The following is a 12,445-nucleotide window of genomic DNA, read 5'->3' as shown; positions in this document are numbered from 1 at the left end:
CATGCAACCGAAGAATCGGCTCAATGAGGATGAGTCCAAGGTCAACGCCAACATCGGGCGGGTACGTGCCCGGGGCTTTAGGCTTCGCGACGATCACGTCACCCTCTCCCACGGCGCCGGCGGGAAGGCCTCCGCCGCACTGACCGCCCACGTGTTCCAGGATGCCTTTGGCAACCCCGAGGGCGACGCCGCCATCGCCGAGGTGGCCGGCACCCGCGTCGCACTTTCCACTGACTCGTACGTGGTCAACCCCATTTTCTTCCCCGGCGGTTCGATCGGGGACCTGGCCGTGAACGGCACCGTCAACGATCTGGCAATGATGGGTGCCACCCACCCCTCCATCACAGCCTCTTTCATCCTTGAGGAGGGCCTGGAGATCGAAACGCTGAAGAAAGTCGTGGCCGACATGAAGGCCGCGGCTGAGGCCGCGGGCGTGAACATCGTCGCCGGCGATACCAAGGTGGTGCCCAAGGGCTCCGCCGATAAGCTCTACATCACCACGGCCGGGACTGGCGGCACCGATCTCACCCTGGGTTACCAGGAGGTTAAGGTGGGTGACCAGGTGATTTGCTCAGGTCCGATCGCCGATCACGGGATGGCTGTCATGATGGCGCGCGGGGATCTCGCGATCTCTGCGCCGATTGAGTCGGATACGCGGGCGCTCAACGGGGTTGTGGACAAGCTCACTGAAGCAGCGACGGTGCACTTCATGCGCGACGCGACGCGTGGTGGGGTGGCCACCGTCCTCAACGAGCTTGCGCACGGCTCGGGGCTAGGGCTCGTGCTTGACGACGATTCCATCCCCGTCCGCGACATGACTCGCGCGGCGTGCGACATGCTGGGCATCGACCCGCTGTACGTGGCCAACGAGGGCACATTCCTCGCCGTCGTCGACCCAGCGGACACCGAGGCCGCGGTCACGGCCCTCCACGAGGCGGGCTTTGAGGGTGCCACCCGCATCGGCGAGGTGGCGGAGGAGCCCGCCGGCGCCGTTGTGCTCGTCACCGGCTTCGGCGGCACCCGCATGGTGGACATGCTCGTGGGTGATCCGCTGCCGAGGATCTGCTAGCCAAGCAGCACAGAACGAAGGTGCCGCCTGCCTGCGCGGGCGGCACCTTTTATGTACCCTCGGCCTCCGTGTCCGCGGTCTTACCAGTGGTGTTGAGCCTGATTAACAGCCAGCTCAGAGCACACGAGACGAGGCCGAGAATGAACGCGGTGAGGTGGGTGAACGTGCCGAGGTAGGCGACGATGAGGAGCACGATCACTACGAGGATGCTGAGCGACTGTTTCAGGTCCACAGAACGACGGACCGTGGAGTGGGCGTATTCACTGTAGGCGAGGATGCAGAGCAGCGTCGCCGAGGCAATGATGAGTGGCGTGACGTGGAGCGCCGTGGCGTACACCGCAACACCGATGAGCACGCTGCACGCGCCTGCATAAAAGGAGGAACGAGTCATGGTGGGGCCCTTGATTAGACTGTAATACCAATTGCAATAATAGCGCGAACCTACGGGGGTAAGGGGAATCACGACGCCCGAGCGCCGGCAACCCCGCGGGACAGCCGGGTTAGGAGGGATCCGGGGTGAGCCTTCCGTACAGCGCCTGGCCCAGGCTCAAGCCGCCGTCGCCCGGTGGAACGATGTGATGTGTTAACAGGTTTTCCGCCCCGACCTCGTCTTTTATTGCAGAAACAAGAAGCTGGTTGGCGGCACACCCGCCGGACACGCCACACACGTCGGCCCCCGTCGCCTTCAATTCCTTCCCGATGATGTGGCCGATGGCGAGGTGGAAGCGGGCAGCCGCGCGGGCTGGGTCCGGGTCGGCCAGGAGCTCCTCGACGGCCATTTTTGGTGTGGTGGCGCAGGTAGTAAGCGGTTTCTTGTTGGTAAGGGCGAGGGCTTCGAACTCCATCGCTGCCTGCCCCTCATACGTCGCATGGTCCTGGACGAGGCCCACCAGGTAGGCGCAGGCGTCGAAAAGCCGTCCCAGCGAGGAGGTGCGAACGGTGCCGGTGTCGCGGTCGAGGGAGAGTTCTACCTGCGGGATCGGAGCGGGGGAGGCAAGCCCCCAATCGCGGCAGAGGCCAAGCGCGATGCGGTGCGGGCTTCTAACGGCGGCATCCCCGCCGACGAGCCGGAAGGTGGGCAGGTGCCAGGAGCGGGTGAACGTGGTGCGGTCCGGGCCGAGGAGAAGGATTTCCCCGCCCCAGATGGTGGCATTGGTGCCGTAGCCTGTGCCGTCGAGGGTAGCAACGGCGACGGTAGGGCGCGGCGTGCCCTCCTCGGTGGGGGTAGTGAGGAGTGCCGGGTTTTCGGCGAGGAGGGACAGCGCGTGGGCGTGGTGGTGTTGGACGGCGACGAGGGGAACGCGGAGGGAATCGGCGATGTCCGCGGCGATGTCGGCGGTGGCGAAGTCGGGGTGCATGTCGCACACGACGAGCTCCGGGTCGGCGCCGGTCAAGGTGCGCAGCTGGGCGAGCGAGGTGCGGAAGGCACGGCGGGCGGCGAGCGAGTGCATCTCCCCGATGTGCGGAGACACGTGGGCGTAGTGGCCGGTGGTGAGCGTGAACGTGTTCTTCATGTCGCCGCCGACGGCGAGGACGCGCCGGGTGCCCGGCAGGTGGACCGGAAGCGGCGCGAAGCCACGGGAGCGGCGGATGGGCAGCGACACTAACGTGTCGCTCCGTTTAAACGTGTCGCTGCGGTCTGTCGCGTCGGTCCGATTCATCGTGCCGCTTGGGTTCTCCGCTGCGGCTGCTTGAGTAGCCGGCGTGGAGAGTACGACGGAGTCTTCCACGGGGAGGTGGATGGGGCGGTTATGGAGGAGGAGGGCATCGGCAAGCGGGCGGGGTGCGGTGGGGCCGAGGTGGGCCCGGGCACCATCGTTGGTGGTGATAAGGGGCTCGCCGGAGATGTTGCCGGAGGTGGCCACGAGCGGACGGTCGCAGATGAGCTCGTGGAGCGGGGAGTAGGGAGAGAAAAGCCCCACGCGGGACAGGCGCGGGTTGACCGACGGGGCAAGCGTCGCATCGAAGCGGGCGATGCGGTCCTTGGCGATGGCGACAGGGAGAAGTTCGATGGGGGCGGCGGCAGTCTGGGGGATATCGGGGAGGCGCGGCACCATGACGGCAAAGGGTTTATCGGGACGATTCTTGCGTTGGCGAAGCGTTGCCACGGCCTCCTCGTTGGTGGCATCGCACATGAGGTGGAAACCCCCGATGCCCTTGACGGCGACGATGGCGCCGGTGTCGAACAGGGCCGTGACGTTTTCCCTGAGGCGCTCCGTTGTCGCCGGGGTGAGCGGGGCCGGGTTGGTGACGGGCGAGTTCTTTTCCAGCCACGCGGTGGGACCACAGTCATAGCAGCTGATCGGCTGGGCGTGGTAGCGGCGGTCGGCGGGGTCGGTGTACTCGTGGTTGCAGGCGGGGCACATGGGGAAATCCACCATCGTTGTGCGGGGCCTGTCGTAGGGGAGATCCCGGATGATCGTCAGCCGCGGGCCACAATTAGTGCACGTGATAAACGGGTAGTGGTAGCGCCGGTTGGTGGGGTCGTGGAATTCGCGGCGACAGTCCTCGCACATCGCGGTATCCGGGGGAAGAAGCGTCTTCGATGTGCCCTCGCGGTGGGAGGGGGCGACGACGAACCCGGACTCATCCTTAATGGGGGTAATACTTTGCGTGTTTGTGAAACTTATAAATGCCAGCGGAGGCACATCCGACGTGATGTCACGGGCGGTGGCGGCGAGCTCCTCGGGCGCGCCCTGGAGTTCCACAACAACGTTCGCGTCGGTGTTGGTAACCCAACCGGTTACTGCGTGTGAACGGGCAATTTTGACAACGTGTGGGCGAAAACCCACACCCTGTACCACTCCGAAAATGGTCAGCCTGATCCGCGCAACAGTCATGAAAATTAGCTTAGCCTCTCCCCATAGTCGGGTGATGATGATAGGTAGTGGGAGGCTGCGGAGGGGTAACCGTACTCTAATATTGGGGTGTGCATGAGGTAGCCTTAAGTGAGCAGTTGGCTCGAGTTGTGTCTCGTGCTGCGGCCGGGCGCACCGTCACCGCTATTCGGCTTGATGTAGGTGCGTTACGCCAGGTTGTGCCCGAGACACTTGTCCACGCGTGGACTTTCGTCAGTGCCCGCAGCGGGCTTGCCGGCAGCGAACTTGTTATCAATGAGATCGATGCTGAGGTGGAGTGCGACAACGGACACCGGAGGGTGCTTCGCGGGATTCCCGACGTCACCTGTCATCAGTGCGACGCCCCCACGAGAGTAATCGCGGGAAACGAGTTTCGTGTGGTGAGCATTGATGTGAAGAGCTAGAGACTTGAGAGGAACAGAACATTAATGGGACGTTTCCACCGACATGCTGACGGAACCGTGCACGTTCATGATCACGAACACCCGCACGACCATTCGCACCCACATGGTCACGAACACCACGATCACGGGGATGCCGAAAACCTCGTGAGCGAGTACGGGGATCATTCGGGGTATGACACCGGTGCCCAGCGCATCGACGTGCTGGAGGACATCTTCAGCGAAAACGACCGCAAGGCAGCAGCCAACAGGTCGGCGCTGGATGAGCATGGGGTGGTGGCCATCAACCTGATGAGCTCCCCCGGGGCAGGAAAGACCGAGTTTGTCCGTCGCGTGCTGGAGAAAACGGCAGGGGACGTGCGCTACGGAATCATCGAGGGGGATATTGAGACATCGCTCGACGCGGATCGGCTCGAGGGGTTCGGCGCACAGATTTCGCTCCTCAACACGGGGCACGGGTTCGGGGGCGAATGCCACCTCGACGCGCCGATGGTCACCCACGCGCTGGAGGGGCTCGACCTGCACACCCTCGACATAGTGCTCATTGAAAACGTCGGCAACCTCGTGTGCCCCGCCGAATTCGAGGTGGGCGAGCACGCCAAGGCGATGGTCTTTTCCATCACTGAGGGCGAGGACAAGCCGCTGAAGTACCCGGTGATGTTCCGGTCCGTGGGCGCCATCTTTGTGAACAAGATGGATCTCGCGCCGTACCTAGACTTCGACATGGAGCTGTTTAAGAAGAACGTCGCCACCGTCAATCCCGATTGCAAGCTGTTCTACATCTCGGCAAAGACCGGCGAGGGCATGGATGACGCCATCGAATGGCTGCGCAGCGCAGACGCGCTTGGCGCGTCTGTAGTTGTTGGTGAAGAAGAGAAGAAAGAGGATCGCTCATGAGCTTGACTACTGCCTGGCAGGAGCCAACACTGTGGGAAAACGTTGAACGCCACGGGTTTAGCAGGCGTGACTTCCTGGGGCTGTGCACGTCGATGGCGGGAATCTTCGCCTTCGGCTCGCCCGCAGTAGCCGCGGCCGATTCGCTGTACCCCAAGGCGGAAGAAATCGCCGATGCTCTCGGCGGCGTGCAAAAGCCCAACGTCGTGTGGCTGCAGCTGCAGGAATGCACCGGCTGCATGGAATCGGTGCTGCGCAGCGGTGGCACCACCATCGAAGAGCTCGTGCTCAACCTCCTTAGCGTCAACTACAACGAGCTCGTCATGGCCGCCGCCGGGCACCCGGCAGACAAGGCCATGACGGACACGTTCAACGAACCCCACATCCTCGTGGTCAACGGCTCCGTGCCCACCAAAGAAGACGGCGCGTACTGCACCATCGCCGGCCGGTCCGTGGAGGACATCCTCAAGGAGGCCGCCAAGAACGCGCAGGTGATCCTCGCCGTCGGCGCGTGCGCCGTGTACGGCTCCGTGCAGGCCGCCAAGCCGAACCCCACCGGGGCCGTCGGTGTGGACGAGATCATCAAAGACAAGCCCGTCATCAACGTCAGCGGCTGCCCGCCCATCGGCGAGGTCATCACCGCCACCATCACGTACATCCTCACGCACGGCAAGCCGCCGAAGGTGGACAACGAGGGTCGCCCGCTATTCGCCTACGACCAGCGCATCCACGATTCGTGCCCGCGCCGCGCACACTACGACGCCGGCCAGTTCGTCCACGCGTTTGATGATCAGGGCGCCCGCAACGGCTGGTGCCTCTACGACGTGGGCTGCAAGGGCCCGTCCACATTCAGCCCGTGCCCGATCATCCAGTGGAACCTCAAGTCCGGCTGGCCCATCGGCGCCGGCCACCCGTGCATCGGCTGCACCGAGAAGGACTTCTTTGACAAGTTCACGCCGTTCTATGAGACGCTGCCCGATATCAAGGGCTTCGGCGTGGAGACCACGGCCCGGAAGGTGGGCTGGGGCATGATCGGTGCCGCCACCGTGGGCGTTGCCGCGCACTTCGCCGGCACGATGATCAAAGAGGTGCGGATCAACACCAAGGATGGTGAGAACCGTGTCCTGGAAACCTACGACGGGGTGCGTAACCCCGAGTCCTCCGCAACCGCGACGGCGGTCGGGACGTCGACAAGCGACGAGAAGGGAAGCGAGAGCTAGATGGCAACAGAGCGAGTAGTCGTCGACCCGATCACGAGGATCGAGGGTCACCTCCGCATCGAGCTGGAGGCGGACGACCAGAAGATTTCCAAGGCCTGGGCGGAAACCACCCAGTACCGTGGCATTGAAACCATTGTCAAGGGGCACGACCCGCGCGACGTGTGGGCCTTCGTTGGCCGCATCTGTGGCGTGTGCACCGGCACCCACTCCATCGCCAGCGTCGCGGCAGTGGAGGATGCGCTCGAGATCGCGCTGCCCGACCAGGCACGCCGGATCCGCGAGCTCATCCTCGAATCGCAGGAGGTGCACGACCACGTCGTCCACTTCTACCACCTGCACGCGCTCGACTTTGTCAACGTCGTCTCCGCCGCGGAGGCCGACCCGCAAAAAGCCGTCGACTTTGCCAAGTCCATCGGTTCGACGTGGAGCGGCAACAACGTGGACAAGTTCGCCGAGGTGAAGAAGACCATCCAGTCCATCCTCGACTCCGGCCAGCTGTCCGTGTTTACCGGCGGGTACTGGGATCACCCCGATTACCGGCTGCCCCCGGAGGCCAACCTCATGGCGGTGTCCCACTACCTCGACGCACTCCAGTTCCAGCGCTCCATCATCCGCATCAACACCGTGTTCGGCGGCAAGAACCCTCACCCGAACTTCCTGGTCGGCGGCATGGCCTGCACCATCGACCCGGACAAATCCGAGACGGTCAACCAGGTCTCCCTCGACCAGATCCGGCAGTGGACGCGCGAGATCCACGAGTTCGTGCACAACTGCTACTACCCGGACGCCGTGGCCATCATGAGCGTGTACAAGGACTACTTCGATATCGGAGCAAGCTCCCCCAACTTCCTTGCCGTGGGCATGGCGGGCGCCACCTACTCCGGTGACCCCAACGAGTCCCGCACGGAGACGATCCACCCAGAGATCAAGCCCGGCGTCATCCTCGACGGAGACCTCACCACGGTGCATCCCTTCGAGCCGTGGAAGATCACCGAGGGCATCTCCTCGGCGTGGTACACCTACACCGACGGCGACGAGGCGCAGCTCACCCCCGACGTGGGTGAGACGAACCCGCAGTACACGGGCCCCACGCCCCCGTACGAATGGCTCGCCGACGACGAGAAGTACACGTGGTCCAAGGCCCCGCGCTACGACGGCCGCCCCATGCAGATGGGGCCCATCGCGCGCGTGCTTCTCGCTTACAACCAGGGCGAACCCACCACAGTCAAGCTTGTGGACGAGGCGCTGGACAAGCTCGGGCTGAAGCTCAAGCAGCTCAACTCCACCGGCGGGCGCACCCTCGCCCGCGCCGTGGAATCCATCACCACCGCCGATTACATGATTGAAAAGACGCTGCCCGAGTTCCTCGACGGCATCGCCCACGGCGATATCGACGTGTTCAACGGCACCAAGTGGGAGCCGTCGAGCTGGCCGAAGGAAACCAAGGGCATGGCCTTTGTGGAGGTCGCCCGTGGCATGCTCAGCCACTGGATCCACATCAAGGACAAGCAGGTGGAAAACTACCAGGCGGTGGTGCCCACCACGTGGCTTGCCTCCGGGCGCGACAAGGCCGGCCAGCTCGGGCCCTACGAGGAGTCCCTCGCCGGCGACGGCAAGCACCCGCTCGTGCGCAACGATGAGCCCCTCGAGGTATTGCGCACCATCCACTCCTTCGACCCGTGCATGGCGTGCGCAGTGCACATCATGGACCCGGAAGGTGAAGAATCCGGGCCGTTTACGGTGGTGACCGGATAATGAGCGGCTCGAGGAAATCCCGGAAACCGGCGAAACCCCGCGGGGACGCGTTCCTCATTGCGGAGACGAACAAAATCCACGCCCAAAACGAGCACCAGCTCGAGGTGGAGGAGGAGCGTCGTACCCGCCCGCGCCGCAAGCCGGAAGAGTACCATCACGCCACAGTGAAGAGTCAGGCGGACGAGAAGACCCGCCTCATGCGCGAGGACGACTTCATCGAGCTGCACCTGTGGCCCGCGGGGCTGCGCATCACCCACTGGCTTAACCTTTTTGCCGTGTGCTTGCTTACGGTCACCGGCTACTGCATCATGGATCCGTTCCTGTTCTCACCCAACACGGGTTCCACGGACACCGGGTTCCTTTTCGGATGGATTCGCTTCATCCATATCTGCTGTGGCTTCCTGTGGTGCGCTATCGGTCTGGTGCGGCTGTACCTCCTGTTTGTGTCCAGCGCAAAGCAGACCAGGTGGCGGGGGCTGTGGCCGTGGTGGAAGAAGGAAGACTTCATCAACACGGGGCGCATGGCCTTGTACTACATGTTCCTACGTAAGGATGCGCCCTTCTACGTGGCTCACAATCCCCTCCAGCAGCTGGCGTACACCGGCATCTACTTCCTGTGTGTCCTGGAGGTCATCAGCGGTTTCTCGCTGTACTCCCTCGCGCTGGTGAACGATAACTGGTTCTGGGCAACGCTCGCCCTGCCCGCGCAGTGGCTCGGCATCCCCACGATGCGCCTGCTTCATGCCTGCTTTATGTTCCTCATGTGGGTGTTCGTCATCATCCACGTCTACCTCGTGTTCCGCGCCGAGGTTGTCGAGCGCCACGGTTCGCTGTCCTCCATGGTGGGTGGCACGAGCTGGGTGTCCGGTCGCGTTCGCCCGGTGGATTTGGACGATATTTCTTGATCACGGTCATGTACGTGGGCAACCCGCTCATGGGCGATGACGGTATCGGCCCGGCCATCGCCCGCGCCCTCACCGGCGCCCCCGACGAGCCCGTCCCGCTGTCCTCCACCCACCGTGAGCCGCAGTCCTACGGTTTCCCCGGCATCGAGCTTGTCGACGGTGGAACCTCCGGCATGGAGCTCCTCCCGGCGATCCTCGACTCCGAGGAGCTCATCCTGCTCGACGCCGTGAGCATCGCCGGCGCGAAACCCGGCGACGTGGTCGTCCTCGAAGGCGACCAGATCCCCCGGCTGCGCAGCACGAAGCTCTCGCCCCACCAGGTGGGGTTGCTCGACCTCCTCTCGGCAGCCAAGCTCATGGGGTACGACCCCAGCTACCTCGCGGTGGTGGGCATCGTGCCCGAGAAGGCCGAGCTCGGCGTGGGCCTCACCCCGGTGGTGGAAGCGGCCATCGAGCCCGCCGCCGAAACACTCAAAAAGATTATTTCTCAACGTCAATAGATGTGAGCTGGAACTCCCGGCCGTGGCGCATGTCCGCGGTCGGGGTTCCGCATTCTGGGCACGTGAGCGCGTAAAACTCGTCGATCTCCCGCTCGCAATCACACGTGGGGCAAAATACCGTCGCCGGGATGATGGTGAGCTCCAGGCGTGCCCCGGCAAGTGGGGTGCCCTCGATCGCGATCGGCCACGTGTTCTCCAAGATCTCCGGCACCGCGCCGCTGAGCGTCCCCACGTTGAGGTTCACCTGGCGCACCTCCCTCCCGCCGGCGGCGCCCACCGCAGCATCGACGACACCGGACAACAAGCTAAGCTCATGCATAGTCACCATCCTAAAGGTGAAAGAAAGCTAGAAGGAACTACTCGTGACACAAACGCAAGCGATCGACCTCGATATCAACCCGTTTGAAGCGGTGGTGGTGGAAGAGCAAGACGGCACCCGCCACTTCGACCTCACCACCTTCCCCCGTGTGGAAAGCCTGCTCGTGGGTAAGCCCGTGGACGTGGTGGCGGAATCCGTGAAAATGCTGTGCGGAATCTGCCCCATCTCCCATCACTTGGCGGGGATGCGGGCGCTCGACTCCCTCTACGGAGCACTTTCTCTCACGGAAACGGCCACTGATGTGCGGCTTCTATTGCATTTTGCGTCAGTTTTGGACATGGTCTCCGGTCGCTTGCTGTTCACCGACCGTGAGATCGCCGTCGCCGCGAAGAAAGCGGCGCGTGAGGCGTGCGCCGCCGTGGGTATGACGGGGCACTTCCCGTCGGTGGCGATTCCCGGTGGTGTGACGCAGGCGGCCACCGCCTGGGACACGGAGCCTCTGAACCGGCTCGTGCGGGACCTCCAGGCGCGGCTCGACACCATGCCCGCTCACGTGCCCAGCGGTTTCACCGGCGCGAACGTGGCACTTGTCAGCCACCGCGGTGAGCTCAACCCTCTGGGCGATATCGTCGGTGTCATCGAGGGCGGGAAGTTCAGCCCCTTCCCGGTGGCCGAGTGGACGTCCCACGTGAAGGAGACCCAACCCGGGAGTGTTGCCCCCGCCCCGCGCATCGACGGCTCCGCTTACCGCGTCGGCCCCCGCGCCCGCGCCGCCTTCACCTCCGCGGAAGGTGACACGTTGGTTGAGCTTTTCGACGCCGCCCGCGCGCTCCTCGAGCTGTCCATGTCGCCCACGCTCTACGAAGGCGACCTGGTCACCGAGGTTTCCACCACCCCCGTCAATCGTGTGGGTACGGGGATCGTCGATTCGCCCCGCGGAATCCTCGTCCACCACTACGAGATCGACGAGGAGGGCACACTCGTCGCGGCGCAGATTCTCACGCCCACCGCGCAAAACGACCCGTGGCTCACCCAGATGCTGACCGCGGCCAAGAACGAGGAGGAGATGGAGCGCGCCATCCGGATCGCCGATCCCTGCGTGCCGTGCGTGTCTGCGCCCCCGGGAAAAATGACCATCAAGACGGAGAGGAAATAGCCCATGTGCTTTGGTGTTCCAGGAAAAATCATTGAGGTGACGGCGGGACCACTGCCTACGGGGAGGGTCCAATACAACGCCATCGCGAGCGAGCCTGTGAAAGAGTGCTCCCTCATGTACCTGCCTGAGGCGGAGGTGGGGGACTACGTGCTCGTGCAGAACAAAATCGCCGTGACCCTCATGAACGAGGACGAGGCGACCGAGTGCATTGAGGAGCTCCGCAAGAATAACCTCCTGGATGAACTCCCAAATTAACCCTTAACCAGGCAATTTGTGTGTTCTTTGGGGTGTGTGTATATTTTCTCTTCGTTGCACGGGCCGCTGAGGCGTTAGTCACAGTGGTTGTGAGTGGTTTGACTTTTGGTTGACTGTTCATCTAGTGTTAACAAAGCGCCTTGTGGGGTAACAAAAGTGATTGTTGTTTCTCTTGGTGTGCATGTTGTGTGAGAACTCGATAGTGTGTTGATGTACTACTTTTTTTGAAGTTTTGTTGTTGGCATGGTTTGTGTGCTGGGTTTGTGTTGGTTTTCTGGTTTTGTGGCTGGGGGATTTGGCACGGATTCTGTAGGTGGCGTTTTTGTCACCGGCGATTGTTAGATCGTTGTGCATGGATTGTGTTGGCAATGTGGGTGGTGGTTTTCTCGTTGAGGCCATTGCCTTTTTTTGTTTACATTTTCTTTACGCTTCTGGTTTTTTTAACTGGATTTTTTGATGCTCGTTTTTTTGAGTGTTGTTTTTTGGAGCACTGTTTTGGTGTTTTGTTGGGTTGGTTTTTTGCTTATTCGACGTTTTTTGTTGGAGAGTTTGATCCTGGCTCAGGATGAACGCTGGCGGCGTGCTTAACACATGCAAGTCGAACGGAAAGGCCTCAGCTTGCTGGGGTGCTCGAGTGGCGAACGGGTGAGTAACACGTAGGTGATCTGCCTTTCACTTCGGGATAAGCTTGGGAAACTGGGTCTAATACCGGATATTCACTATGCCGTGGTTGGTGTGGTGGAAAGCTTTTGCGGTGGGAGATGAGCTTGCGGCCTATCAGCTTGTTGGTGGGGTAATGGCCTACCAAGGCGGCGACGGGTAGCCGGCCTGAGAGGGTGTGCGGCCACATTGGGACTGAGATACGGCCCAGACTCCTACGGGAGGCAGCAGTGGGGAATTTTGCACAATGGGCGGAAGCCTGATGCAGCGACGCCGTGTGGGGGATGAAGGCCTTCGGGTTGTAAACTCCTTTCGTCAGGGACGAAGTTTGTTTGACGGTACCTGGATAAGAAGCACCGGCTAACTACGTGCCAGCAGCCGCGGTAATACGTAGGGTGCGAGCGTTGTCCGGATTTACTGGGCGTAAAGGGCTCGTAGGTGGTGTGTTGCGTC

12 protein-coding genes and 1 rRNA gene are annotated in these 12,445 nt (G+C 62.5%); 10 read left to right on the top strand and 3 right to left on the bottom strand.

Going from position 1 to position 12,445, the window contains the following annotated elements:
• Position 1: 1 nt before the first annotated feature.
• On the top strand, positions 2 to 1,069 hold the full coding sequence (hypE, locus tag HMPREF1219_RS06485) for a hydrogenase expression/formation protein HypE (protein WP_016458095.1): 1,068 nt from the start codon (positions 2 to 4) through the stop codon (positions 1,067 to 1,069).
• 49 nt (positions 1,070 to 1,118) lie between these two features.
• Here hypE and HMPREF1219_RS06480 read toward each other — a convergent pair whose 3' ends face one another.
• On the bottom strand, positions 1,119 to 1,460 hold the full coding sequence (locus HMPREF1219_RS06480) for a hypothetical protein (protein WP_016458094.1): 342 nt from the start codon (positions 1,458 to 1,460) through the stop codon (positions 1,119 to 1,121).
• Positions 1,461 to 1,569: 109 nt separating this feature from the next.
• Complete coding sequence (locus HMPREF1219_RS06475) at positions 1,570 to 3,909, bottom strand: carbamoyltransferase HypF (RefSeq protein ID WP_016458093.1); 2,340 nt, start codon at positions 3,907 to 3,909, stop codon at positions 1,570 to 1,572.
• Positions 3,910 to 3,998: 89 nt separating this feature from the next.
• Between HMPREF1219_RS06475 and HMPREF1219_RS12510 the strand changes: the two genes are divergently transcribed.
• The 6 genes from HMPREF1219_RS12510 to HMPREF1219_RS06450 are packed head-to-tail and all read left to right on the top strand — an operon-like array spanning position 3,999 to position 9,602.
• Positions 3,999 to 4,331, top strand: coding sequence for a hydrogenase maturation nickel metallochaperone HypA (locus HMPREF1219_RS12510; protein ID WP_084594712.1), 333 nt, complete (start codon positions 3,999 to 4,001; stop codon positions 4,329 to 4,331).
• 24 nt (positions 4,332 to 4,355) lie between these two features.
• A complete protein-coding gene (gene hypB / locus HMPREF1219_RS06470) occupies positions 4,356 to 5,225 on the top strand; it encodes a hydrogenase nickel incorporation protein HypB (protein ID WP_051120517.1) in 870 nt (289 codons plus the stop codon).
• A complete protein-coding gene (locus HMPREF1219_RS06465; RefSeq protein WP_016458089.1) occupies positions 5,222 to 6,442 on the top strand; it encodes a hydrogenase small subunit in 1,221 nt (406 codons plus the stop codon). The genes hypB and HMPREF1219_RS06465 overlap by 4 nt, the downstream gene beginning before the upstream one ends.
• Entirely contained in the window at positions 6,443 to 8,197 is a 1,755-nt protein-coding gene (locus HMPREF1219_RS06460; RefSeq protein WP_016458088.1) for a nickel-dependent hydrogenase large subunit, read from the top strand. It begins immediately after the preceding gene.
• Positions 8,197 to 9,102, top strand: coding sequence for a Ni/Fe-hydrogenase, b-type cytochrome subunit (gene cybH / locus HMPREF1219_RS06455; protein ID WP_016458087.1), 906 nt, complete (start codon positions 8,197 to 8,199; stop codon positions 9,100 to 9,102). The genes HMPREF1219_RS06460 and cybH overlap by 1 nt, the downstream gene beginning before the upstream one ends.
• Positions 9,099 to 9,602 (top strand): HyaD/HybD family hydrogenase maturation endopeptidase, encoded by a 504-nt coding sequence (locus HMPREF1219_RS06450; protein ID WP_040427390.1) that lies wholly within the window; start codon positions 9,099 to 9,101, stop codon positions 9,600 to 9,602. Before cybH ends, HMPREF1219_RS06450 begins: the two co-directional genes overlap by 4 nt.
• Here the strand turns inward: HMPREF1219_RS06450 and HMPREF1219_RS06445 are convergent.
• The gene (locus tag HMPREF1219_RS06445) at positions 9,583 to 9,921 is read right to left on the bottom strand and encodes a hydrogenase maturation nickel metallochaperone HypA/HybF (protein WP_016458085.1); all 339 of its coding nucleotides are present in this window, start codon (positions 9,919 to 9,921) and stop codon (positions 9,583 to 9,585) included. The two genes, HMPREF1219_RS06450 and HMPREF1219_RS06445, sit on opposite strands and share 20 nt — an antisense overlap.
• A gap of 43 nt (positions 9,922 to 9,964) precedes the next feature.
• Here HMPREF1219_RS06445 and HMPREF1219_RS06440 point away from each other — a divergent pair, with 43 nt between their 5' ends.
• The 3 genes from HMPREF1219_RS06440 to HMPREF1219_RS06430 all read left to right on the top strand — a co-directional run.
• Positions 9,965 to 11,077, top strand: coding sequence for a hypothetical protein (locus HMPREF1219_RS06440; RefSeq protein ID WP_016458084.1), 1,113 nt, complete (start codon positions 9,965 to 9,967; stop codon positions 11,075 to 11,077).
• A 3-nt stretch (positions 11,078 to 11,080) separates the two neighbouring features.
• Complete coding sequence (locus tag HMPREF1219_RS06435) at positions 11,081 to 11,332, top strand: HypC/HybG/HupF family hydrogenase formation chaperone (protein ID WP_016458083.1); 252 nt, start codon at positions 11,081 to 11,083, stop codon at positions 11,330 to 11,332.
• A gap of 537 nt (positions 11,333 to 11,869) precedes the next feature.
• Positions 11,870 to 12,445: ribosomal RNA gene (locus HMPREF1219_RS06430) — 16S ribosomal RNA — on the top strand; the annotation flags it as partial.

It is taken from the genome of Corynebacterium pyruviciproducens ATCC BAA-1742 (assembly GCF_000411375.1).
In the GTDB taxonomy this organism is placed as follows: Bacteria; Actinomycetota; Actinomycetes; order Mycobacteriales; family Mycobacteriaceae; genus Corynebacterium; species Corynebacterium pyruviciproducens.
The sequence above is the reverse complement of the archived record's forward strand: the minus strand, read 5'-3'. Positions and strand labels throughout refer to the sequence as shown.

Bases quoted from the DNA above. Each gene is read 5' to 3' on its own strand.
- HMPREF1219_RS06460 (WP_016458088.1), top strand. From the start codon at position 6,443: ATGGCAACAGAGCGAGTAGTCGTCGACCCGATCACGAGGATCGAGGGT.
- HMPREF1219_RS06445 (WP_016458085.1), bottom strand. From the start codon at position 9,921: ATGCATGAGCTTAGCTTGTTGTCCGGTGTCGTCGATGCTGCGGTGGGC.
- cybH (WP_016458087.1), top strand. From the start codon at position 8,197: ATGAGCGGCTCGAGGAAATCCCGGAAACCGGCGAAACCCCGCGGGGAC.
- hypB (WP_051120517.1), top strand. From the start codon at position 4,356: ATGGGACGTTTCCACCGACATGCTGACGGAACCGTGCACGTTCATGAT.
- hypE (WP_016458095.1), top strand. From the start codon at position 2: ATGCAACCGAAGAATCGGCTCAATGAGGATGAGTCCAAGGTCAACGCC.
- HMPREF1219_RS06475 (WP_016458093.1), bottom strand. From the start codon at position 3,909: ATGACTGTTGCGCGGATCAGGCTGACCATTTTCGGAGTGGTACAGGGT.
- HMPREF1219_RS06480 (WP_016458094.1), bottom strand. From the start codon at position 1,460: ATGACTCGTTCCTCCTTTTATGCAGGCGCGTGCAGCGTGCTCATCGGT.
- HMPREF1219_RS06465 (WP_016458089.1), top strand. From the start codon at position 5,222: ATGAGCTTGACTACTGCCTGGCAGGAGCCAACACTGTGGGAAAACGTT.
- HMPREF1219_RS06435 (WP_016458083.1), top strand. From the start codon at position 11,081: ATGTGCTTTGGTGTTCCAGGAAAAATCATTGAGGTGACGGCGGGACCA.